The sequence below is a fragment of the Stenotrophomonas genospecies 3 genome (assembly GCF_054473855.1).
The window spans coordinates 54,939-76,639 of the sequence record NZ_JBTMUR010000008.1; the positions used below are offsets into that span (position 1 = coordinate 54,939).

At 66.6% G+C, this 21,701-nt stretch carries 18 protein-coding genes; 12 read left to right on the top strand and 6 right to left on the bottom strand.

Annotation, left to right across the window (positions count from 1 at the left end):
- The 3 genes from ACX9OT_RS12070 to galU are packed head-to-tail and all read left to right on the top strand — an operon-like array spanning nt 1 to nt 3,782.
- The gene (locus ACX9OT_RS12070) at nt 1-990 is read left to right on the top strand and encodes an MraY family glycosyltransferase (RefSeq protein WP_107432019.1); all 990 of its coding nucleotides are present in this window, start codon (nt 1-3) and stop codon (nt 988-990) included.
- Between the two features lie 3 nt (nt 991-993).
- On the top strand, nt 994-2,907 hold the full coding sequence (locus tag ACX9OT_RS12075; RefSeq protein WP_032130079.1) for a polysaccharide biosynthesis protein: 1,914 nt from the start codon (nt 994-996) through the stop codon (nt 2,905-2,907).
- Entirely contained in the window at nt 2,904-3,782 is an 879-nt protein-coding gene (gene galU / locus ACX9OT_RS12080; protein WP_019336276.1) for a UTP--glucose-1-phosphate uridylyltransferase GalU, read from the top strand. Before ACX9OT_RS12075 ends, galU begins: the two co-directional genes overlap by 4 nt.
- Nucleotides 3,783-4,276: 494 nt before the next feature.
- Here galU and ACX9OT_RS12085 read toward each other — a convergent pair whose 3' ends face one another.
- The 3 genes from ACX9OT_RS12085 to ACX9OT_RS12095 form a co-directional block, all read right to left on the bottom strand.
- The gene (locus ACX9OT_RS12085) at nt 4,277-5,485 is read right to left on the bottom strand and encodes an acetyl-CoA C-acyltransferase (RefSeq protein WP_005409292.1); all 1,209 of its coding nucleotides are present in this window, start codon (nt 5,483-5,485) and stop codon (nt 4,277-4,279) included.
- A gap of 105 nt (nt 5,486-5,590) precedes the next feature.
- Nucleotides 5,591-7,963 carry a 3-hydroxyacyl-CoA dehydrogenase/enoyl-CoA hydratase family protein gene (locus ACX9OT_RS12090; RefSeq protein WP_329914417.1) on the bottom strand — a complete coding sequence of 791 codons (2,373 nt, stop codon included), beginning with the start codon at nt 7,961-7,963 and terminating at the stop codon, nt 5,591-5,593.
- Nucleotides 7,964-7,989: 26 nt separating this feature from the next.
- Entirely contained in the window at nt 7,990-8,655 is a 666-nt protein-coding gene (locus tag ACX9OT_RS12095; protein WP_241882127.1) for a TetR/AcrR family transcriptional regulator, read from the bottom strand.
- A 325-nt stretch (nt 8,656-8,980) separates the two neighbouring features.
- Here ACX9OT_RS12095 and ndk point away from each other — a divergent pair, with 325 nt between their 5' ends.
- The 7 genes from ndk to der all read left to right on the top strand — a co-directional run bounded on the left by ndk (nt 8,981) and on the right by der (nt 15,612).
- On the top strand, nt 8,981-9,406 hold the full coding sequence (ndk, locus tag ACX9OT_RS12100; protein WP_008265389.1) for a nucleoside-diphosphate kinase: 426 nt from the start codon (nt 8,981-8,983) through the stop codon (nt 9,404-9,406).
- A 10-nt stretch (nt 9,407-9,416) separates the two neighbouring features.
- The gene (gene rlmN / locus ACX9OT_RS12105; protein WP_005409296.1) at nt 9,417-10,622 is read left to right on the top strand and encodes a dual-specificity RNA methyltransferase RlmN; all 1,206 of its coding nucleotides are present in this window, start codon (nt 9,417-9,419) and stop codon (nt 10,620-10,622) included.
- A complete protein-coding gene (pilW, locus tag ACX9OT_RS12110) occupies nt 10,609-11,394 on the top strand; it encodes a type IV pilus biogenesis/stability protein PilW (RefSeq protein WP_458074200.1) in 786 nt (261 codons plus the stop codon). Before rlmN ends, pilW begins: the two co-directional genes overlap by 14 nt.
- Nucleotides 11,395-11,412: 18 nt before the next feature.
- Entirely contained in the window at nt 11,413-12,285 is an 873-nt protein-coding gene (locus ACX9OT_RS12115) for a RodZ domain-containing protein (RefSeq protein WP_032130492.1), read from the top strand.
- Between the two features lie 65 nt (nt 12,286-12,350).
- A complete protein-coding gene (locus ACX9OT_RS12120; RefSeq protein ID WP_049399466.1) occupies nt 12,351-12,989 on the top strand; it encodes a YfgM family protein in 639 nt (212 codons plus the stop codon).
- Nucleotides 12,989-14,197, top strand: coding sequence for an outer membrane protein assembly factor BamB (gene bamB, locus ACX9OT_RS12125; protein WP_032130494.1), 1,209 nt, complete (start codon nt 12,989-12,991; stop codon nt 14,195-14,197). Before ACX9OT_RS12120 ends, bamB begins: the two co-directional genes overlap by 1 nt.
- Nucleotides 14,198-14,214: 17 nt before the next feature.
- Nucleotides 14,215-15,612 (top strand): ribosome biogenesis GTPase Der, encoded by a 1,398-nt coding sequence (gene der, locus ACX9OT_RS12130; RefSeq protein ID WP_049453247.1) that lies wholly within the window; start codon nt 14,215-14,217, stop codon nt 15,610-15,612.
- Nucleotides 15,613-15,749: 137 nt separating this feature from the next.
- Here the strand turns inward: der and ACX9OT_RS12135 are convergent, their stop codons facing one another.
- The 3 genes from ACX9OT_RS12135 to ACX9OT_RS12145 form a co-directional block, all read right to left on the bottom strand.
- The gene (locus ACX9OT_RS12135) at nt 15,750-16,532 is read right to left on the bottom strand and encodes a lysine transporter LysE (protein WP_459002260.1); all 783 of its coding nucleotides are present in this window, start codon (nt 16,530-16,532) and stop codon (nt 15,750-15,752) included.
- A gap of 94 nt (nt 16,533-16,626) precedes the next feature.
- Nucleotides 16,627-17,262, bottom strand: a complete 636-nt coding sequence (locus ACX9OT_RS12140; RefSeq protein WP_459002262.1) for a LysE family translocator — start codon at nt 17,260-17,262, stop codon at nt 16,627-16,629.
- A 74-nt stretch (nt 17,263-17,336) separates the two neighbouring features.
- A complete protein-coding gene (locus tag ACX9OT_RS12145; protein ID WP_459002264.1) occupies nt 17,337-18,152 on the bottom strand; it encodes a helix-turn-helix domain-containing protein in 816 nt (271 codons plus the stop codon).
- A gap of 89 nt (nt 18,153-18,241) precedes the next feature.
- Between ACX9OT_RS12145 and moeB the strand changes: the two genes are divergently transcribed.
- Both moeB and ACX9OT_RS12155 read left to right on the top strand, forming a co-directional pair.
- Nucleotides 18,242-19,378, top strand: coding sequence for a molybdopterin-synthase adenylyltransferase MoeB (moeB, locus tag ACX9OT_RS12150; RefSeq protein ID WP_459002266.1), 1,137 nt, complete (start codon nt 18,242-18,244; stop codon nt 19,376-19,378).
- Between the two features lie 464 nt (nt 19,379-19,842).
- The gene (locus ACX9OT_RS12155; protein ID WP_180859368.1) at nt 19,843-21,675 is read left to right on the top strand and encodes a monovalent cation:proton antiporter-2 (CPA2) family protein; all 1,833 of its coding nucleotides are present in this window, start codon (nt 19,843-19,845) and stop codon (nt 21,673-21,675) included.
- The last annotated feature ends 26 nt before the right edge of the window (nt 21,676-21,701 follow it).

Genomic DNA, 21,701 nt, shown 5'->3' on the forward strand with positions numbered 1-21,701 from the left:
ATGCCGTGGCTCGTGATGGGCGCGCTGCTGGGCCTGGCCCTGCTGAGTGCGGCACTGACCTGGGCGGCGCGGGGCTATGCGCTGCGCCGACAACTGTTTGACCAGCCGGGCGAGCGGCGCAGCCATAGCGTGGCGACCCCCCGCGGCGGCGGCATCGCCATTGTCATCAGCCTGCTGGTGACCGCCGGTGTTGCCATGTGGGCCTGGCCCGAAGCGCGTCCGAGCCTGCTGGTCGCCAGCCTTGGCCTGGCGCTGGTGGCGGGTATCGGCTGGTGGGACGACCACCGGCCGCTGCCGGCCATGCGCCGCCTGATGGTGCACTTCATCGCCGCCGCGCTGCTGGCCGCGCTGGTCAAGGTCCACGGTGGCAGCTGGCTGCTGGCCGTGCTGGTCCTGCTGTTCACCGCCTCGCTGATCAACATCTGGAATTTCATGGATGGGATCAACGGCATCGCGGCCAGCCAGGGCATCGTGGTCGCGCTGGGGCTGGCGCCGCTGCTGCCCTGGCCGTACTCGCTGGCGGCGGTCGCGTTGGGCCTGGCCTGCCTGGGCTTCCTGCCGTTCAACTTCCCGCGGGCCCGGATCTTCATGGGCGATGTCGGAAGTGGCGCGCTGGGCTATGCGGTGGCGGCAGTGCTGGCACTGGCCAGCGTCAAGACCGACATCCACTGGATCCTGCTGCTGGTGTCGGCATCGCCGTTCCTTGTGGACGCGGGCTTCACACTGCTGGCGCGCATCATTTCGGGACAACGCTGGATGGAACCCCATACCCAGCATGTCTACCAGCGCGCGGTGCAGGCAGGAGCCAGTCACGCCCAGGTAACAGGGATGTACTTTGCTTTGGGCCTGTTCAGTATTACAGTGCTTAATGTCTGCTCCAATTTGCAGCCGAGGTGGGAGGCTGCCGTGGCGTTCGCGTGGTTCATTGCGCTGAGCGTCCTCTGGCTCCTCCTGCGCAATGGATTGCGCCACCCAAAAGGAAATACCTGACTTATGGCTTCACCCTGGCGGGACAGAATCCTCGGCCTGATGCCGCGTTCGGCCATCGTCTGCCACGACCTGTTCATGGTCTGGGCATGCTGGCAGCTGCTCCACGCGGGGCGGTATTCGATCCTGGCCAACGCCCCCGAGCTCCCTCTCTGGAACGTTGACACCACGCTTGTGCTGCTGCTGCAGGGCATGGTGTTCTGGCGCGTGGGCCTCTATCGGGGCCTGTGGCGGTTCGCCAGCGTCAGCGACCTGCTGAACATCTTCAAGGCCAGTTTCATCGGCATGGTCGCCATCGTGCTGGTGCTGATGTGGAAGCGCTTCGACGGCGTGCCGATGTCGGTGCTGGTGATCTATCCGTTCGCGCTGTCGGCGCTGCTGGGCGCGCCGCGCCTGCTGTACCGGGCCTGGAAGGACTATCAGGCACTGCAGTCGGACTCGTCCGCGCGCCGCGTGCTGATCCTGGGGGCCGGCCAGGCCGCCGAGACTCTGGTCCGTGACCTGCGCCGTTCCGGTAATTTCGAGCCGGTCGGCCTGCTGGACGATGCGCCACACCTGCGCGGCGCCAAGCTGCAGGGCCTGCCGATCCTCGGCACCCTGGACGATGCGCCGACGGTGGTCCGGGAGACGGCGGCGAAGCTGCTGGTGATCGCCATTCCGTCGCTGGACGCGGCGGGCATGCAGCGGATCGTCGCCATCTGCGAAAGCACCGGCGTGCCGTTCCGCACCGTGCCCAAGCTCAGCGACATCCTGCAGGGCCAGTCGTTGCCGGGGCAGCTGAAGGAAGTGGCGATCGAGGATCTGCTGGGCCGCAAGCCGATCATGCCGGACTGGAACCTGATCCGTGGCTGGCTGGGCGGGCGTACGGTGATGGTCACCGGCGCCGGTGGCTCGATCGGCTCCGAGCTCTGCCGCCAGTGCGCACGGCATGGTGCCGGCCGCATCATCCTGCTTGAGATCAGCGAACTGCTGCTGCTGACCATCGAAGGCGAGCTGCGGCGAAGCTTCCCCGATGTCGAGATCGAAGCGGTGCTGGGCGACTGCGGTGACCCGGCGGTGATCCGCCACGCCCTGTCGCTGCATCCGGTCGACACCGCCTTCCATGCGGCTGCCTACAAGCACGTGCCGGTGCTGGAGCGGCAGCTGCGCGAAGCGGTGCGCAACAACATCCTGGCCACCGAGAACGTGGCCCGCGCCTGTCTGGAAGCGCGCGTTGAGCATTTCGTGTTCATCTCCACCGACAAGGCGGTCGACCCGGTCAATGCACTGGGCGCCAGCAAGCGCTATGCGGAGATGATCTGCCAGAGCCTGGACCAGAAGTCCACGCATACCCGTTTCGTTACGGTGCGCTTCGGTAACGTGCTGGCCTCGGCCGGCAGCGTCGTGCCGCTGTTCCGCGAACAGATCCTGCGTGGCGGTCCGGTGACCGTCACCGACCCGGAAGTCAGTCGCTACTTCATGACCATCCCGGAGGCCTGCCAGCTGATCCTGCAGGCGGCCGCTTCGGCATCGCATGGTGCGATCTATACGCTCGACATGGGCGAGCCGGTGCCGATCCGCGTGCTGGCCGAGCAGATGATCCGCCTGGCCGGCAAGCAGCCGTACAAGGACATTCCGATCATCTACACCGGGCTGCGTCCGGGCGAGAAGCTGCACGAGACGCTGTTCTATTCGGACGAGGACTACCGTTCCACCGCGCACCCGAAGATTCTCGAGGCCGGTGTACGTACGTTCTCGCGTGACCTGGTGCTGGGCAATGTCCCGCGCCTGCGCGATGCCGTGGCTGGTTATGACACGACCAGCATCCAGGAGATCCTGTTCGCGACGATGCCGGAGTTCTCTCCCATCGAACAGGATGCTTACATTTCATCCGCTAAAGTCGTGCCCTTTCCAGCACGTGAGGCCAACAGGCACCAATGAGCAAGCGAATTCGCAAGGCAGTTTTTCCAGTGGCAGGGCTCGGGACGCGCTTTTTGCCGGCAACCAAGACGGTTCCGAAGGAAATGTTGCCGATCATTGATCGTCCGCTGATCCAGTACGCGGTCGATGAAGCGATTGAAGCCGGTTGCGACACGCTGGTGTTCATCACCAACCGCTACAAGCATGCCGTGGCCGACTACTTCGACAAGGCCTACGAACTGGAGCAGAAGCTCGAGCGAGCCGGCAAGCAGGAGCAGCTGGAGATGATCCGCCATGTGCTGCCCAATGGCGTGCGCGCGATCTTCGTGACCCAGGCCGAAGCACTGGGCCTGGGCCATGCGGTGCTGTGCGCCAAGGCCGTGATCGGTGACGAGCCGTTCGCGGTGCTGCTGCCGGACGACCTCATCTGGAACCGCGGCGACGGCGCACTGAAGCAGATGGCCGACCTCAACGAGGCCAGTGGTGCCAGCGTTATCGCCGTTGAAGACGTGCCGCACGACAAGACTGCCAGCTACGGCATCGTTGCCACTGATGCGTTCGACGGCCGCAAGGGCCGCATTTCGCAGATCGTGGAGAAGCCCAAGCCGGAGGACGCGCCGAGCGATCTGGCGGTGGTTGGCCGTTATGTGCTGAGCCCGAAGATTTTCGAGCTGCTGGAGCAGACCGGCAGTGGTGCCGGTGGCGAGATCCAGCTGACCGATGCGATCGCGCAGCTGCTGAAGACCGAAGAGGTCGATGCCTACCGCTTCGAGGGCACCCGCTTCGACTGCGGTACGCATCTGGGGCTGGTGGAGGCGACGATCCGCTTCGCGCTGGACAACCCGAAGCTGGCAGGGCCGGCGCGGGAGAAACTGACGGCGATGTTGGCGGAGTAAGGGTTCTATCAAGCGCTCCGTGCTGCGCCTTGATTGATACGTGATGGGCGGGACGGGTGGGCCTTTGCAGGACACGCCGTAAACCCATCCTTGGGGGCTCGATGGCGCCATCCATGGCGCCAACGGTCCCGCAAAGGCCCACCCATCCCACCTGTCAGGTCTCCTGCGGGCGCGGACGGGAAGGGCGGAATCAAAGGCAAGAGCAAAAGCAGAAAGGCAGCCGATGGCTGCCTTTTCTGTTTCCGCGAGCGTCGAGTCGGTGTCAGATCCCTTTGCGCTGCAAAGGGCTCTGCCCCCTGCCTTTGCCCCTGCCTTTGCTCACCCCTCCGCCGCGCGGAATGATGGATGGCGTGGGTGGGTGAGGCTGGCCGGGACTGTCAGCGGCATGGATGCCGCTGCCAAGCCCCCAAGGACGGGTTCACGGCGTGTCCCGGGTAGTCTCACCCACCCGGGCCCCGCAGCAGACGGACATCCCGCCGGCAACGCTTTGAACCTTACAGCGCCTCGAAAATACCCGCTGCGCCCATGCCGGTGCCGATGCACATCGTCACCATGCCGTACTTCTGCTGGCGACGACGCAGGCCGTGCAGCAGGGTCGCGGTACGGATCGCGCCGGTCGCACCCAGCGGGTGGCCCAGGGCAATCGCGCCACCCAGCGGGTTGACCTTGCTCGGGTCCAGGCCGCAATCGCGGATCACCGCCAGCGACTGCGCGGCGAAGGCTTCGTTCAGTTCAATCCAGTCCAGCTGGTCCTGGGTCAGGCCGGCCTGCTTCAGTGCCTTCGGGATCGCGGCGATCGGGCCGATGCCCATCACTTCCGGACGCACGCCGGCGACCGAGAAGCTGACGAAACGAGCCAGCGGGGTCAGGCCGTAGTCCTTGATCGCCTGTTCCGAGGCCAGCAGCACGGCACCGGCGCCGTCGCTCATCTGCGACGAGTTGCCAGCAGTGACGGTGCCGCCGAACTGGCCGTTGCGGAACACCGGGCGCAGCTTGGCCAGGCCTTCAGCCGAGGAATCCGGGCGCGGGCCTTCGTCGGTGTCGGCGATCTTGTTGCGGGTGATGATGCGCTGGCCATCGGCCAGGTCCGGCAGGTGCGAGACGATCTCGTACGGGCTGATCTCGTCCTTGAACTCGCCGTTCTGGATCGCGGCCATGGCCTTCTGGTGCGAGGCCAGGGCGAAGGCGTCCTGGTCTTCGCGCGAGACCTTCCACTCTTCGGCGACCTTCTCGGCGGTGATGCCCATGCCGTAGGCGATGGCCACGTGGTCGTTGTCGAACACGCTCGGCGCCATGGCGATCTTGTTGCCCATCATCGGCACCATCGACATCGATTCGGTGCCGCCGGCCAGCATCAGGTCGGCATTGCCCAGGCGGATCGCGTCGGCGGCCTGCGCCACGGCCTGCAGGCCGGAGGAGCAGAAGCGGTTCACGGTCTGTGCGGCGATGGTGTTCGGCAGGCCGGCCAGCAGCACGCCGATGCGCGCCACGTTCATGCCCTGCTCGGCTTCCGGCATGGCGCAGCCGATGATCGCGTCATCGATGCGGTTGACGTCCACGCCCGGGGCCTGGGCGACGACGCTGCGCAGCACGTGCGCAAGCATGTCGTCGGGGCGGGTGTTGCGGAACATGCCCTTGGGCGCCTTGCCAACCGGGGTACGGGTGGCGGCGACGATGTAGGCGTCCTGGATTTGCTTGGTCATTGCAGTGATCTCTCGAATAGGTTTTGTAGAGTCGAGCCATGCTCGACTGCCACATCAGGGAGTGCCGACCAACGGTCGGCACCCACCGAAAGCAGGGAGGGGCGATCAATTACGCAGCGGCTTGCCGGTCTTGAGCATGTGCGCGATGCGGGCCTGGGTCTTTTCCTGCTGGGCCAGTTCGACGAAGTGCTTGCGCTCCAGGGTCAGCAGCCACTCTTCGTCCACCAGGGTGCCGCGGTCGACCTTGCCACCGCACAGCACGGTGGCGATGCGCTCGGCGATCTCGTAGTCGTACGGGCTGATGAAACGGCCTTCCAGCATGTTGACCAGCATCATCTTGAAGGTGGCGATACCCACGTCGCCGGCCACCTGGATGCGGCGTGCCGGCAGCGGCGGACGGTAGCCCGCTTCTGCCAGGGCGCGCGCTTCGGCCTTGGCGATGTGCAGGGCCTCGTAGCTGTTGAACACCACCTTGTCGGTGCTGCGCAGCAGGCCCAGTTCCTTGGCGTTGACCGCCGAGTTGGACACCTTGGCCATCGCCACGGTTTCGAAGGTCTTCTTCAGTTCGGCGAACACGTCACCGCCCGGGCCCGCGGCCTGCGAGGCGCGCACGGCCAGTTCCTTCAGGCCACCACCGGCCGGCAGCAGGCCGACGCCGGCCTCGACCAGGCCGATGTAGCTTTCCAGGAAGGCCACGGTCTTGGCGCTGTGCATCTGGAATTCGCAACCACCACCCAGCGCCAGGCCACGCACGGCAGCCACCACCGGCACCAGCGAGTACTTGATGCGCTGGCTGGTGCGCTGGAAGTTGGCGACCATCTCTTCGAACTGGTCGACCTTGCCGGCCTGCAGCAGGCCGAGCGCACCGGCCAGGTCCGCGCCGGCGGAGAAGGGTTCCTTCTGCTGCCAGATCACCAGGCCCTGGAAGCTCTTTTCGGCAAGTGACACGCATTCCTGCAGGCCGTCGAGCACCTGGTCGGACACGGTGTTCATCTTGGTCTTGAAGCTGACCACGGCGATGCCATCACCGTCGTGCCACATGCGCAGGCCGTCGTTCTCGAACACGGTCTCGCCCGGCGCGAACTTCTCGCCCAGCAGCGGATCGGGGAAGCGCTGGCGCTGATACACCGGCAGCGACGAGCGCGGCAGCTTGGCGTTGCGCGACGGGCTGTAGCTGCCCTCGGCGGCGTGCACGCCGTCGCGGCCATCGAAGACCCAATCCGGCAGCGGGGCGTTGCTCATGCTCTTGCCGGCGACGATGTCATCGGCAATCCACTGCGCCACCTGCTTCCAGCCGGCGGCCTGCCAGGTTTCGAACGGGCCCAGCGACCAGCCGTAGCCCCAGCGGATGGCCAGGTCGACGTCGCGCGCGGTTTCGGCGATGTCGGCCAGATGGTAGGCGCTGTAGTGGAACAGGTCGCGGAAGGTCGCCCACAGGAACTGCGCCTGCGGGTGCTGGCTTTCGCGCAGCTTGGCGAATTTCTCGGCCGGGTTCCTGATCTTCAGGATCTCGACCACTTCCGGTGCGGCGGCGCGGTCGGCCGGACGGTAGTCCTGCTTCTCCAGGTCCAGCACCACAATGTCCTTGCCGACCTTGCGGAAGATGCCGGCGCCGGTCTTCTGGCCCAGCGCGCCCTTGGAGATCAGCGCGTCCAGCCACTTCGGCGACTTGAAGAATTCATGCCACGGGTCGTTGGGCAGGGTGTCGCCCATGGTCTTGATGACGTGCGCCATGGTGTCCAGGCCGACCACGTCGGAGGTGCGGTAGGTGGCCGACTTCGGACGGCCGACCAGCGGGCCGGTCAGGCCGTCCACTTCATCGAAGCCCAGGCCGAACTGCTGGGTGTGGTGGATGGTGGACAGGATCGAGAACACGCCGATGCGGTTGCCGATGAAGTTCGGGGTGTCCTTGGCGTACACCACGCCCTTGCCCAGGGTGGTGACCAGGAATTCTTCCAGGCCTTCCAGCACGGCGGCGTCGGTGGTGGTGGCCGGGATCAGCTCGGCCAGGTGCATGTAGCGCGGCGGGTTGAAGAAGTGCACGCCGCAGAAGCGGTGGCGCAGCTGCTCGGGCAGCACGTCGGCCAGCTTGTTGATGCCCAGGCCCGAGGTGTTGGAGGCCAGCACCGCGTGGTCGGCCACGAACGGCGCGATCTTCTTGTACAGGTCCTGCTTCCAGTCCATGCGCTCGGCGATGGCCTCGATGATCAGGTCGCAGTCCTTCAGCTGCTCCAGGCCGGACTCGTAGTTGGCCGGGGTGATGGCTTCGGCCAGCGACTTGCTGGCCAGCGGCGCCGGGCTCAGCTTGCCCAGGTTGGCGATCGCCTTCAGCACGATGCCGTCAGCCGGACCTTCCTTGGCGGGCAGGTCGAACAACACGGTGTCGACGCCAGCGTTGGTGAGGTGGGCGGCGATCTGGGCACCCATGACGCCGGCACCCAGCACGGCGGCGCGGCGGACTAGCAGGGAATTGGACATGGTGTAGGGCCTTTGTTGGTCAGCAGTTACTGGGTGGAATCAAGGGAAGCGGGCAGGGCGCTGGCGCGTGCGGCGGCGCGGAACCCGGCTTCGGCGAAATGGATCAGTTCGTGGGCGGCATGGGCACGATGCGCCGCTTCGGTGACACCGGCGGGACGCTTGATCAGCCCGAAGTCGGCCATGGCATAGGTGAGCGAGCCGGCCAGGAAATCCAGGCGCCAGTACAGCTCTTCCTTGCTCAGGTCGGGTGCGCATTCGGCAATCGCCTTGCCGAACGCACGCAGCACGTGACCGTAGTGGTCGGACAGGAACTTGCGCAGGTTGTCGTTCTTCTCGGCGTAGGCGCGGGCGATCACGCGCACGAAGGCGCCGCCGTTCTGGCGGTCCTGGGCCAGCGCCAGTGCCGGCTCGACGAAGGCGGCCAGCACCGGGCGCAGCTGCCCGGGGTGTTCGCTGCGGGCGCGCTCGAGCTGCGCCAGGCGCGCGCCGGTCATCTCGTCCATGCGGCGGCGGAACACCTCGTTGACCAGGTTTTCCTTGGAGCCGAAGTGGTAGTTGACCGCGGCGATGTTGACGTCGGCCTGGCTGGTCACCTGGCGCAGCGACGTGCCGGCGAAGCCGTGCTGTGCGAACAGCTCCTCGGCCGCGCCGAGGATGCGGTCCTTGGTCGAGAAGTGGGCGGGTTTGGCCATCGGCGGGCGGACCTCAATCAAACGATTGTTTGATACTAGGACCAGACGGTAGCGTATGGCATTTTGCAGTGCAGCAAAAATGCCCGGACCGGTCAGATTTCACTCAGGTGGGTGAATAGGCGCAAGGGGTAGTGCCGGCCGCTGGCCGGCAACCGCAGGCAGCCCGTGGGGCGCCAGCCTGCCGGCCAGCGGCCGGCACTACCACGCTGCCGCTTTATCTTTTACAATTCGCCTACGTTTATCAGGCTAAGCCCGCGTCCCGACGCGGGTTTTTTTCATGTTACCCTTCGGGCCATCAGCGGCCCGATTCCATTGGAGACATCCCATGGCGCTGGAGCGCACCCTTTCGATCATCAAGCCGGACGCCGTTGCCAAGAACGTCATCGGCGAAATCTACGCCCGCTTCGAGAAGGCCGGCCTGAAGGTCGTGGCCGCCAAGTACAAGCAGCTGTCGCGCCGTGAAGCCGAAGGCTTCTACGCCGTGCACCGCGAGCGTCCGTTCTTCAACGCGCTGGTCGAGTTCATGATCTCCGGCCCGGTGATGATCCAGGCCCTGGAAGGCGAGAACGCCGTCCTGGCCCACCGCGACCTGCTGGGCGCCACCAACCCGAAGGAAGCCGCTGCGGGCACCATCCGCGCCGACTTCGCCGAATCCATCGATGCCAACGCCGCGCACGGCTCGGACTCGGTCGAGAATGCCGCGATTGAAATCGCCTACTTCTTCGCCGCCACCGAAGTCGTTTCGCGCTGAGAGTAATGCCGTGAACGAGGTCGTACAGTCCCCCGCCATCCAGCCGCTGCCGAAGTCGGCACCCACGGCTGGCAAGCAGAACCTGCTCGACCTCGATCGCGCGGGCCTGGAGAAGTTTTTCGTCGAGGTTCTCGGCGAGAAGAAGTTCCGTGCCCATCAGGTGATGAAGTGGATCCACCATCGCTACGTCACCGACTTCGATGAAATGACCGACCTCGGCAAGGTCCTGCGCGCCAAGCTGCAGGCCCATGCCGAGGTGCTGGTTCCCAACATCGTGTTCGACAAGCCCTCTGCCGACGGCACCCACAAGTGGCTGCTGGCGATGGGCGTGGATGGCAAGAACGCCATCGAGACCGTGTACATCCCGGACAAGACCCGCGGCACGCTGTGCGTGTCCTCGCAGGTCGGTTGCGGCCTGAACTGCACGTTCTGCTCCACCGCCACCCAGGGCTTCAACCGCAACCTGACCACCGCCGAGATCATCGGCCAGGTGTGGGTTGCCGCACGCCACCTGGGCAACGTGCCGCACCAGATGCGCCGCCTCACCAACGTGGTGATGATGGGCATGGGCGAGCCGCTGATGAATTTCGACAACGTCGTGCGCGCCATGAGCGTGATGCGCGACGACCTGGGCTACGGCCTGGCCAACAAGCGCGTGACCCTGTCGACCTCCGGCCTGGTGCCGCAGATCGACCGCCTGTCTGCCGAAAGCGACGTGTCGCTGGCGGTGTCGCTGCATGCGCCGAACGATGCGCTGCGCGAGACCCTGGTGCCGCTCAACAAGAAGTACCCGATCGCCGAGCTGATGGCCTCGTGCGCACGTTACCTGCGCGCCAACAAGCGCCGCGAATCGGTCACCTTCGAATACACCCTGATGAAGGGCATCAACGACAAGCCCGAGCATGCCCGCGAGCTGGCCCGCCTGATGCGCCAGTTCGACAACGCGGTGCAGGCCAAGGATTCGGGCAAGGTCAACCTGATTCCGTTCAACCCGTTCCCGGGCACCCGCTACGAGCGTTCGGAAGAAGCGCACATCCGTGCCTTCCAGAAGATTCTGCTCGACAGCAACGTGCTGACCATGGTTCGCCGCACCCGTGGCGACGACATCGACGCCGCCTGTGGCCAGCTCAAGGGCCAGGTGATGGACCGCACCCGCCGCCAGGCGGAGTTCAACAAGACGCTGCAGGCGGGGAAGGGGAGCGATGCCGCGGCCTGACCGCCTCTGGCTGGTTCTGTTCGCAGGCGTGCTGGCCGTTGCGGTCGGCGGCTGCAAATCCCATCCCAAGGCCAAGCTGGGCCCCAGCGAGGCGCCGGTCTACTCGGTCCGTGATCCGGACAGCGTGCGGCGCCAGGTGCGCCTGCAGGACCTGCTGGCCCTGGCCGCCCGCGACATGCAGGTGGGCAACCTCGATGCGGCCGAACGCAAGGCGCGCGAGGCGCTGAAGCTGGCCCCCGAGTCGCCCGATGCGCTGGTGCTGCTGGCCGGCATCGACGAGCGCCGTGGCCGGACCCAGCAGGCTGGCGAGAGCTTCCGCAGGGCTGCCGAGCAGGCACCGCAGCGCGGGGACATTCTCAACAATTACGGCGCGTGGCTGTGCCAGCAGGGCCGGCCGGCCGAGTCGCTGGCCTGGTTCGATCGTGCGCTGCAGGCGCCGGGCTACGCCACGCCGGCCGAGTCCCAGGCCAATGCCGGGGGCTGTGCGCTGGACGCCGGCCAGTTCGAACGTGCCGAGCGCGACCTGCGTGCGGCGCTGGCAACGCTGCCGGGAAACCCGGTCGCGCTGGAGGCGATGGCCCAGCTCAGCTTCCGCCAGGGCCGCTTCATGGAGGCCCGGGCCTTCGCCGAACGTAGGATTGCGGCTGCACCCGCAACGCGTTCCGTGTTACAACTTGCGTCTCAAATCGAAGCGCGGCTGGGAGATCGGGCGGCATCTGACCGCTATCTTCAGCGCATTCGACAGGAATTTCCGCAGGAAGCGGGCTCCTAACTCCAGGGTTGATGCATTGTGATTGATGACCAGACTGTGAGCGCTCTCGAGACTGCGGCCGGCTGCGGCAGCCGCCTGCGCCAGGCCCGCGAGGCGGCCGGACTGACCCTCGAAGATGTCGGCTCGCGCCTGCGCATGCCGGTCCAGGTGGTCAAGTCGCTGGAAGAGGAACAATGGCAGAAGCTGGGGGCGCCGGTGTTCGTGCGCGGCCAGCTGCGCAGCTACGCGCGCCTGCTGGACGTGGATGTGAGCCAGCTGCTGGAGCAGGCCCAGGTCGGCCCGGTGGTTCCGCCCACCCTGGTCAGCCATACCCATACCCCGCGTGCGCGCCGCATTGCCGAGAATCTCGGCCGTCGCGTCCTGTATGTCGGTATCACCGCGGTGCTGGCGGTGCCGGTGTGGTTCGCCACCCGTGGTCATTTTGATGGCAGTGCGACGCCGTCGCCGAACACCGCTTCGCTGGACGCGATCCCGGCCGCTGTGCCGGTGACCCCGTCTGCCGCCGGCGTCGAGCCGGCCGCCGTGGCTGACGTGGCGAGCGCCCCGGCCAGCAAGCCGGCCGCCACCCCGTACGTAGCCTCGCTGGCCCCGGTGCCGCGTTCAGCCCCGGCACCAGCGGCTGCCGCCAACACGCTGGACATGCAGTTCAGCGGCGACAGCTGGGTCGATATCGGCGGCCCGGACGGCGCTACCGTCGAGAAGGCGCTGATCAAATCCGGCGAGAGCCGCAGCTTCACGCCGGGCCAGGTGACCCGGGTGACCCTGGGCAACGCCTCGGCGGTCCAGGTTCAGCAGAACGGCGCTATCGTCGATCTGACCCCCTACCAGCGAGCCAACGTGGCACGCTTTCAGGTATCCTCTGAAGGCTCCGTAGTCCCGGTTTCGCACTGAGGCGCGGTTTCACCACCTTCGATTAATCCCAATGGTCCCTCCCGATGGGCGGGGCGAGAGTACGCATGGCGATCGACGATCTGCTCGACGAGCACGAACAAAGTGAACGCGTCCGCAGCTGGCTGCGGAAGAATGGCGCCAGCATCCTCGGTGGCGTAGTCATCGCCATCGGTGCCATTGCCGGCTGGCAGTGGTACCAGAAGGATCAGGGCGGCAAGCTGGCCTCGGCCAATGTCGAGTACCAGAAGGCGCTCGTTGGCCTGCAGCAGAACAAGCTCGACGACGCCTCCAAGGCGGTCAAGGCGCTCGAAGCCGGCCCGTCCAGCATCTACGGCGACCTCGCGGCGCTGCAGCTGGCCAAGGCCCAGGTCGACGCCGGCAAGAACGAAGAAGCCCTGGCCACCCTGCGCGGCGTGAAGGTCGAAGGTGACCTGCAGCGCGTGGTCGACCAGCGTGTGGCCCGCCTGCTGGTGGCCACCGGCAAGAGTGACGAGGCGATCAAGCTGCTGGGCAGCGCCACCGACAGCAGCAGCCTGGAAATCCATGGCGACGCGCTGATGGCGCAGGGCAAGCGTGACGACGCCCGTGCACAGTACGAGAAAGCGCTGAAGTCGCTGGACGTGGCAGCGCCGCAGCGGCGCCTGCTGGAAACCAAGGTTATGGACGCCGGCGGCACCGTTGCCGCCCCTGCGGAGTCGGTTTGATGAGTCAGAAGGTCATGATCACCCGCGTCGCCACCGTGCTCCTGATGGGCATGGCCCTGACCGGCTGCAGCACCGTGAAGGGCTGGTTCGCCGGCAAGGACGCGGCCGCGAAGAAGGCACAGGAACCGGCTGAGCTGGTCAAGTTCGAGCCGACCGTGAAGGTCAACAAGGCCTGGTCGGTCAACCTCGGCAAGGGCGAGCGCCGCATCGGCGTGCGCCAGGGCCCGGCCGTGGCCAACGGCCACGTGTTCGCTGCGGCACTCACCGGTGGCGTGCACGCCATCGACCTGCAGACCGGCAAGAAGGTCTGGACCTGGGAGCCGAAGAAGGAAAAGAAGAAGGCCAAGCTGCGCCTGTCCGGCGGCCCGGGGGTCGGTGAGAACCTGGTCGTGATCGGCACGCTCGATGGCCAGGTCATCGCCCTGGACATCAACGATGGCAGCGAGAAGTGGCGCGCCCGTGTTCCGGGTGAAGTCATCGCCGCGCCGGCCATCGCCCAGGGCGCGGTCTACGTGCGCAGCAATGACGGCCGCATCACCGCGTTCGATGCCGGCAACGGCACCCAGAAGTGGTTCAACCCGAGCGAGCTGCCGGCGCTGACCGTGCGTGGCAACGCGCCGGTGGTGACCGGCCCGGGCGTGCTGTTCATCGGCAAGGACGAGGGCGCGGTTGCCGCCCTGGCCCAGCAGGATGGCCGCACCCTGTGGGAACAGAATGTGGGCAACGGTGAAGGCCGTACCGAGCTGGAGCGCATGGCCGATGTCGACGGTGCGCCGGTGCTGGATGGCAATACCCTGTTCGTGAGCAGCTTCAAGAACCAGACGATGGCCATCGAAGGCCCGACCGGTCGCCCGCTGTGGGCGCGCGACCATGGCGGTGCCGGTGGCGTGGCGGTCTCGTCTGGCAATGTGTTCGTCACCGACAACAAGGGCGGCGTGTTCGGCCTGGACAAGGCCAGCGGCGCGGCGATGTGGTCGCAGACCGCACTGGCCCGTCGCTCGCTGACCGGCCCGGCACTGCACGGCGACTACGTCGTGGTCGGCGACTACAAGGGATACGTGCACTGGCTGCAGACCTCCGATGGTGCGATGGCGGCACGGGCAAAGAGCGGCGGTGACGCCCTGCTGGCCCAGCCAATCGTCGTAGACGGGGTGCTGCTGGTGCAGAACGTTGATGGCAAGCTGACCGCCTTCCGGTTGGCAAATTAAAAATTGGAGTAATCGCGATGCTGCCTTTGGTCGCCCTGGTTGGACGGCCGAATGTCGGCAAGTCGACTATTTTCAATGCGCTTACGCGCACCCGTGACGCGCTGGTCCATGACCAGCCCGGCGTCACCCGCGACCGCAACTACGGTGTCTGCCGTCTGGACGAGGACAATCATTTCCTCGTCGTCGACACCGGCGGTATCGCGGAAGAGGAAGAGGGTCTGGCAGGGGCTACCACCCGCCAGGCCCGTGCCGCTGCGGCGGAAGCCGACCTGATCCTGTTCGTGGTCGATGCCCGTGAGGGTACCTCGGCGATGGACGACGAGATCCTGGCCTGGCTGCGCAAGCTGTCGCGCCCGACGCTGCTGCTGATCAACAAGATCGACGGCACCGACGAGGACACCGTGCGTTCGGAGTTCGCCCGTTACGGCTTCGGCGAGATGCTGACCGTGTCGGCCGCGCACCGCCAGGGTCTGGACGACCTGCTGGACGAAGTGGTCCAGCGCCTGCCGGAAGAAGGCAGCGGCGAAGAGCTGGACAACGATCCGAACCGCATCCGCATCGCCTTCGTCGGCCGCCCGAACGTGGGCAAGTCCACCCTGGTCAACCGCATCCTCGGCGAGGAGCGCATGATCGCCTCCGACGTGCCGGGCACCACCCGCGACTCGATCGCAGTGGACCTGGAGCGTGATGGCCGCGAGTACCGCCTGATCGACACTGCCGGCCTGCGCCGTCGTTCGCGCGTGGACGAGGTCGTCGAGAAGTTCTCGGTGGTCAAGACCATGCAGTCGATCGAGCAGTGCCAGGTGGCCGTGCTGATGCTCGACGCCACCGAAGGCGTGACCGACCAGGACGCCACCGTGCTCGGTGCCGTGCTCGACGCCGGCCGCGCGCTGGTGATCGCCATCAACAAGTGGGATGGCCTGACCGAGTACCAGCGCGAGCAGGCGGAAACCATGCTGTCGCTGAAGCTGGGCTTCGTGCCGTGGGCCGAGTCGGTGCGCATCTCGGCCAAGCATGGCTCGGGCCTGCGTGAGCTGTTCCGCGCGGTGCACCGCGCGCACGAATCGGCGAACAAGACCTTCACCACCAGCGAAGTGAACAAGGCGCTGGAAGTGGCGTACGAGACCAACCCGCCGCCGACCATCCGCGGCCATGTCTCCAAGCTGCGTTACGTACACCCGGCCGGGGCAAACCCGCCAACCTTCATCGTGCACGGCACGCGCCTGAAGGAGCTGCAGGAATCGTACAAGCGCTACCTGGAGAACTTCTTCCGTAAGCGCTTCAAGCTGATCGGCACGCCGGTGAGCTTCATCTTCCGCGAGGGTACCAACCCGTACGAGGGCAAGAAGAACGTCCTCACCGAGCGGCAGGTCAAGGCCAAGCGGCGCTTGATGAAGCACGTCAAGGGCAAGTGATGCAGAGAAAGGCGGCCGCAGGGCCGCCTTTCTTGTTTGTGGTAGTGCCGGCCGCTGGCCGGCAACCCGATGATGCCTGGCGTGTTCACGAGGTTGCCGGCCAGCGGCCGGCACTACCGTGTCTCTACAGATCTCGATCAGAGCGGACTGCTGCGACGTGCGCGGCAATGCGGCAACGCGCATGGCATGCCTCGGCCGCGCCGCGATGTTGAAGCCGGTTGCACCTGGCTTGTGGCGGGGATCGATTCCGGCAGCTGCACCTGCCCCGAGATGCTTGCCCAGACCAGGGTCGTACCCAGTGCACCTGCCAGGTACGCCACCGACACCGCCCCGATCAGCAGGCCCGCGGCATGCTCCAGCCATGGAAGCAATCGGCAACACCCCTGTGCCCTGCGCGGATGGCTGCCGAGCCACGCCATCAGCAGGCCGAGCGACAGCGCGACGCCACTCAGGCAGGCCACGTAAGCGGCCTGGGTGCCAGTGTCGGCTACGAGGCCGGTAACGAGGGCTGCAATCGCGAACTGCAGCATCCAGTTGCTGCTGCTGGCGAGCGCCAGCAGGCATCCTGCTTCGGCGTGCGGCCAACGGGAGCGGGCGCGCAGGCCCAAGGGCATCTGCAGGGAAAGCGGAGAGAACGGGGTCAAGCCGGCGTCGCGCAGGCACATGCCCGCCAGGCGCAGCAGCAGGAGGCAGCCCGCGCACTGCATCGCCAGCGTCCACAGGCCGCGGTTTCCCAGCATGCCCGCTGCAACGAAAGCCGTCGCACAGATGACGCCCGTACCGATGGCGATACCGAACGACGCGGCCATGGCGGCGTGCCCGCCCGCGCCCATCGCGGTGCGCAGGATCTTCGCGTGATGCGAAGCAGGCAGGAGCATGGCGAATCCGTACAGCACCGCGACGATGAAGAACTGCTGCACGTAAACCTGCCACTGACCTATAGAAAGTGCAGAGTGTGGGCGGGTGTGAACGCGCGGTATTGAACGCCATTGCGACAGGCGCGAATCGCCGGCATCAGCCCACCCACAGCGACACGACGATCCATAGCGCCAGCGCAATCATCAGGAGCCCTGCGGCGCGCTCCAGCCAGGGCAGGGCGCGTGCGAATCGGCCCAGCACCCACGGGTGGCCGACCAGCGCGGCGACCAGCAGATCCCAAAGCAGGACGATGCCGAACATCCACGCGCCATAGAAGAATTTCGTTGCGGCGTTGGCCTGCGGGCCATTGAGCATTGCCGCCAACGTTGCGTAGAACAGCGCATTCTTCGGGTTCAGCAGCGCAGACAGGGCGCCCAGCCCTGCCGCCTTCCACCATCCGTGGGCACCGTCCGCTCGCGATCCGGCGGCAGCGTCAGGTGCCTGCAGCGTCGTCGAACCCGCATGGCGCAGGAACAGCGTGCCGAGGTACAGCAGGAACCCGCAGCCCGCCAACTGCACCGCAATGAACCCTGCGCTGCCCGCGCGCAGCATGGCCATTCCAGTGAAAGCCGCCACGATGAAGACGCCGTTGCCAACGGCGATGCCTGCGCAGGCGCCACTGGCGGTGCGCCAGCCAGAGATGATCGCGGTGCGTGCAACGAGGAAGAAGTCGGGGCCGGGTGATAGCAGGGCGAGAAAATGAACGGTGGCGATGATCAGGAACTGTTCCATCGGGTCCGGCGGCGGCTGGCTGGGGCGCCAGTCTGGGGATGTGCCGCGCGGTGGTATTGAACGTTATTGCAGGCTCAGCGCCGGTACTGGCCCGGGGTCGCACCGGCGTGGGCCTTGAAGACCCGCTGGAAATGACTCTGGTCGGCAAAGCCCAGTGCATGCGCGACCACGGCCAGTGCCTGGCCTTCGCACAACCGTCGGCGAGCCTCCTGGATGCGCTGGTCGATCTGCCAGGCGTGTGGCGTCAGGCCTGTGGCACGTCGGAAGGCGCGGATCAGCTGGTAGCGGCTCATGCCTGCCAGCGATGCCAGCTCCTGCAGGGCCGGGGTGTGTTCGAGCCGCTGGCGCAGAATGTCCATCACCGGCTGCATCCGCTGCTGTAGTGCGGCATCTTCAGGTGGGCCGGCCACGGCTACACCATCGTGTTCATCCAGATCGCCGACGAACGCGATCAGGGCAGCTTCCTTGACGCTGACCGGATCGTCGGAGAACAGCGTCTGGTTGAGCTGGCAGTACTGCTGGTAGCGCGGGCGATGGTGGGAAATCCGGATCGGTTCCTGCTGCCAGTCCGGTCCGGGCAGGCCGTCATACTCGGCGCGGACCTCGGCCATCCAGCGCGCATCCAGGTGCAGCATCTGGTAGCTCCAGCGCTGGCCGGGCAGGGGGTTGCAGGCATGCACGCGGCCTGCGGGTACGCCGACCAGATTGCCAGGCTGCAGCAGGCGCGGTCCTTCCACAGCACCGGTGAACAGGCTGCTGCCGGCGTCCACGGCGCCGATCGAGAAGGTGTCATGGCTGTGCGGGCGATGGCAGGCGCGGCTGTCGCACGCCCGTCGGCTTTCGACGAAGGGCATGCGCGGGTCACGCCAGAATTCGGTGGCAGAGCGCATGCAGCGGTTCCGGGATGCAGGGGGCAACGCCCGCATGGTGCCATGTTCGGGGCAAGGCGCGGCGAAGGTGTCTGCGCGATAATGCGGCCATGAGCATCCAAGAGCTTTCCCCCGCGCAGGCGCGCGAGCGCCTGGCCCACGGCGCGGTGCTGATCGATGTGCGCGAAGCGCACGAACGGGCCGGGGGCATGGCCGAGGGCGCGCGTGGCGTGGCCAAGGGCGAGCTGCAGGCCGACCCGGCCGCGCATCTGCCGCGGCACGACCAGGAAATCCTGTTGATCTGCCAGAGCGGCAAGCGCTCGGCCGATGCCGCGCAGTTCCTGCTGGAGGCTGGATACACCAATGTGGCTTCCGTGACCGGCGGTACCGTGGCCTGGCGCGAGCAGTCGCTGCCGCTGGTGCAGCCGCTGGCCAGCGCCGCCGACCGCGACTTCTTTGATCGCTACTCGCGCCACCTGCTGCTGCCGCAGGTGGGTGAGGCTGGCCAGCGCACGCTGCAGCAGTCGCGTGTGCTGGTGCTGGGCGCGGGCGGGCTGGGTGCGCCGGCTGGCTTCTATCTGGCCGCCTCCGGAGTAGGGCACCTACGCTTCGCCGACCACGACCGCGTGGAGCGCAGCAACCTGCATCGGCAGATCGTGCATACCGAAGCCAGCGTCGGCCAGCTCAAGGTCGATTCCGCGCGCGAGCGGCTGCTGGCGCTGAACCCGTCGATTGAGGTCGAGGCGGTGCCGGAGCGGGTCACCTCCGAAAACGTGGATGCGCTGCTGGAAGGCGTGGACGTGGTGCTGGACGGGTCGGACAACTTCCCGCTGCGCTATCTGCTCAACGATGCCTGCATCAAGCACGCCAAGCCGATGGTCTACGCCGCCATCGAGCGCTTTGACGGCCAAGTGAGCGTGTTTGACGCTGGCCGCCAGCGCGGCGTGGCGCCGTGCTACCGCTGCCTGTTCCCCGAGCCGCCGCCGCCGGAGTTCGCGCCGAACTGTTCCGAGGCCGGCGTGCTGGGTGTGCTGCCGGGATTGGCCGGCGTGCTGCAGGCCACCGAGGTGCTGAAGCTGCTGCTGGGCATCGGCGAGCCGCTGGTCGGCCGCCTGCTGCGCTTCGATGCGCTGGGCATGCGCTTCCGCGAGACCGGCATCCGGCCGGACCCGCATTGCCCGGTGTGCGCGCGGGGCGTGCCGTTCCCAGGGTATATCGATTACGCCGCGTTCTGCCGGGGCGGGTGAGGCTGGCCGGGGAATGCCTTGGTAGATGCCGACCTTGGTCGGCGCTCTCGTGCCAACCAAGGTTGGCACCTACCGAAGCGGGTGCATGGTTGGCGCCTACCGAAGCGGGCGCATGGTTGTCAGCTACCGAAGCGGCGCATGGTTTCAGGATCCCGCATCCGGCCGGACCCGCATTGCCCGGTGTGCGCGCCGGGCGTGCCGTTCCCGGGGTATATCGATTACGCCGCGTTCTGCCGGGGCGGGTGAGGCTGGCCGGGGAATCATCCACGCATGGCGTGGATCTACTAATGCTTCGGTAGATCCACGCCATGCGTGGATGGATGTATCGGGTTTCGGGATGATGCTGGGGGTCGCTCCCTGCATCGTTCCACCTCCAAGACAATCCGGCGCAACATGCGTGCTATTGCCGTCATCGGCATTGCTCTATTGTTGAACCCGATTCTGGATCTTGGGGAACACACCGCATGGCGGTAGAAGCAGCGACCAGCGAGCTGGTCAAGGTCGTGGCCCTGCTGGGCGCGGCGGTGGTGATGGTGCCCCTGTTCCGCCGGGCCGGCCTGGGCTCGGTGCTGGGCTACTTCGCTGCCGGCCTGGCGATCGGACCGTTCGGGCTGGGCTGGTTCTCCGACCCGCAGGCCATCCTGCATACCGCCGAGCTCGGCGTGGTGATGTTCCTGTTCGTGATCGGCCTGGAGATGCGGCCCTCGCACCTGTGGAGCCTGCGCAAGGAAATCTTCGGGCTGGGCACGCTGCAGATCGTCACCTGTGCGGTGGTGCTGACCAGCATCGCCAAGCTGTTCGGCCTGCCGTGGCAGGTGGCCTTCATCGGCGCCACCGGTTTCGTGCTCACCTCCACCGCGGTGGTGATGCAGCTGCTGGCCGAGCGCGGTGACATCGCGCTGCCGTCGGGGCAGAAGATCGTTTCCATCCTGCTGTTCGAAGACCTGCTGATCGTGCCGCTGCTGGCCCTGGTGGCCTGGATGGGCCCGAGCGCAGGCAGTGCCGATGGCGAGGGTTCTCGCTGGCTGTCGGTGGCGATTGGCGTCGGTGCCATCGTCGGCCTGGTGCTGGTCGGCCGCTTCCTGCTCAACCCGCTGTTCCGCGTGCTGGCCGAATCGAAGGCGCGCGAAGTGATGACTGCCGCCGCGCTGCTGGTGGTGCTGGGCGCAGCGCTGCTGATGCAGCTGTCCGGCCTGTCGATGGCGATGGGCGCGTTCCTGGCCGGCGTGCTGCTGAGCGAGTCGACCTTCCGTCACCAGATCGAAGCGGACATCGAGCCGTTCCGCGGCATCCTGCTCGGCCTGTTCTTCCTCAGCGTGGGCATGGCGCTGGACCTGAGCGTGGTGGCCGCGCACTGGCAGCTGATCCTCGGCCTGGTGCTGGCGTTGATGGCGGCCAAGGCGCTGTGCATCTATGTGGTGGCGCGCATCATGGGCAGCGACCACGCGCAGGCGCTGGATCGCGGCGTGCTGATGGCGCAGGGCGGTGAGTTCGCCTTCGTGCTGTTCTCCGCCGCCGCATCGGCCGGCGTGATCGACCTGGAGATCAATGCCAACTTCACCGCCGTGGTGGTGCTGTCGATGGCGCTGACTCCGCTGGTGGTACTGGTCTACAAGCGCATCGCGCCGAAGCCGACGGTGAACATGGATGGCGTGGACGAGGCCGATGGCCTGTCCGGCAGCGTGTTGCTGATCGGCTTCGGCCGCTTCGGCCAGGTCGCCAGCCAGTCGCTGCTGGCGCGCGACGTGGACGTGACCATCATCGACAACGATGTGGAGATGATCCAGAGCGCGGCGCGGTTCGGTTTCAAGATCTATTACGGTGATGGCACGCGTCTGGATGTGCTGCATGCCTCGGGTGCCGCCACCGCGCGGGCGATTGCGGTGTGCGTGGACAAGGCCGAGGCGGCTGACCGCATCGTCGAACTGGTGGCGCATGAATTCCCGCAGGCCAAGCTGATGGTGCGTTCGTTCGACCGCGAGCATTCGCTGCGGCTGATCCATGCCGGTGTCGATTTCCAGATCCGCGAGACGTTTGAATCGGCAGTGCTGTTCGGCCAGGCCGCACTGGTGGAGCTGGGGGCGGATGAGGACGACGCGGTGGAGATTGCCGAGCAGATCCGCCGTCGCGATGCCGAGCGTTTCGAGCTGGAGATTGCCGGCGGTGGTTTGAATGCCGGCGCGCGGATGATCTACGGCAACAGCCCGCAGGGCGTACCGACGCCGACGCCGTTCACCGCACCGAAGCGGGAGAGCAAGACGCTGAACCCGCAGGATGTGCCGGAAGAGGAAGAGTAGCCCCGGTAGTGCCGGCCGCTGGCCGG

Bases quoted from the DNA above. Each gene is read 5' to 3' on its own strand.
- ACX9OT_RS12070 (WP_107432019.1), top strand. From the start codon at position 1: ATGCCGTGGCTCGTGATGGGCGCGCTGCTGGGCCTGGCCCTGCTGAGT.
- ACX9OT_RS12075 (WP_032130079.1), top strand. From the start codon at position 994: ATGGCTTCACCCTGGCGGGACAGAATCCTCGGCCTGATGCCGCGTTCG.
- galU (WP_019336276.1), top strand. From the start codon at position 2,904: ATGAGCAAGCGAATTCGCAAGGCAGTTTTTCCAGTGGCAGGGCTCGGG.
- ACX9OT_RS12085 (WP_005409292.1), bottom strand. From the start codon at position 5,485: ATGACCAAGCAAATCCAGGACGCCTACATCGTCGCCGCCACCCGTACC.
- ACX9OT_RS12090 (WP_329914417.1), bottom strand. From the start codon at position 7,963: ATGTCCAATTCCCTGCTAGTCCGCCGCGCCGCCGTGCTGGGTGCCGGC.
- ACX9OT_RS12095 (WP_241882127.1), bottom strand. From the start codon at position 8,655: ATGGCCAAACCCGCCCACTTCTCGACCAAGGACCGCATCCTCGGCGCG.
- ndk (WP_008265389.1), top strand. From the start codon at position 8,981: ATGGCGCTGGAGCGCACCCTTTCGATCATCAAGCCGGACGCCGTTGCC.
- pilW (WP_458074200.1), top strand. From the start codon at position 10,609: ATGCCGCGGCCTGACCGCCTCTGGCTGGTTCTGTTCGCAGGCGTGCTG.
- ACX9OT_RS12120 (WP_049399466.1), top strand. From the start codon at position 12,351: ATGGCGATCGACGATCTGCTCGACGAGCACGAACAAAGTGAACGCGTC.
- bamB (WP_032130494.1), top strand. From the start codon at position 12,989: ATGAGTCAGAAGGTCATGATCACCCGCGTCGCCACCGTGCTCCTGATG.
- der (WP_049453247.1), top strand. From the start codon at position 14,215: ATGCTGCCTTTGGTCGCCCTGGTTGGACGGCCGAATGTCGGCAAGTCG.
- ACX9OT_RS12140 (WP_459002262.1), bottom strand. From the start codon at position 17,262: ATGGAACAGTTCCTGATCATCGCCACCGTTCATTTTCTCGCCCTGCTA.
- ACX9OT_RS12145 (WP_459002264.1), bottom strand. From the start codon at position 18,152: ATGCGCTCTGCCACCGAATTCTGGCGTGACCCGCGCATGCCCTTCGTC.
- moeB (WP_459002266.1), top strand. From the start codon at position 18,242: ATGAGCATCCAAGAGCTTTCCCCCGCGCAGGCGCGCGAGCGCCTGGCC.
- ACX9OT_RS12155 (WP_180859368.1), top strand. From the start codon at position 19,843: ATGGCGGTAGAAGCAGCGACCAGCGAGCTGGTCAAGGTCGTGGCCCTG.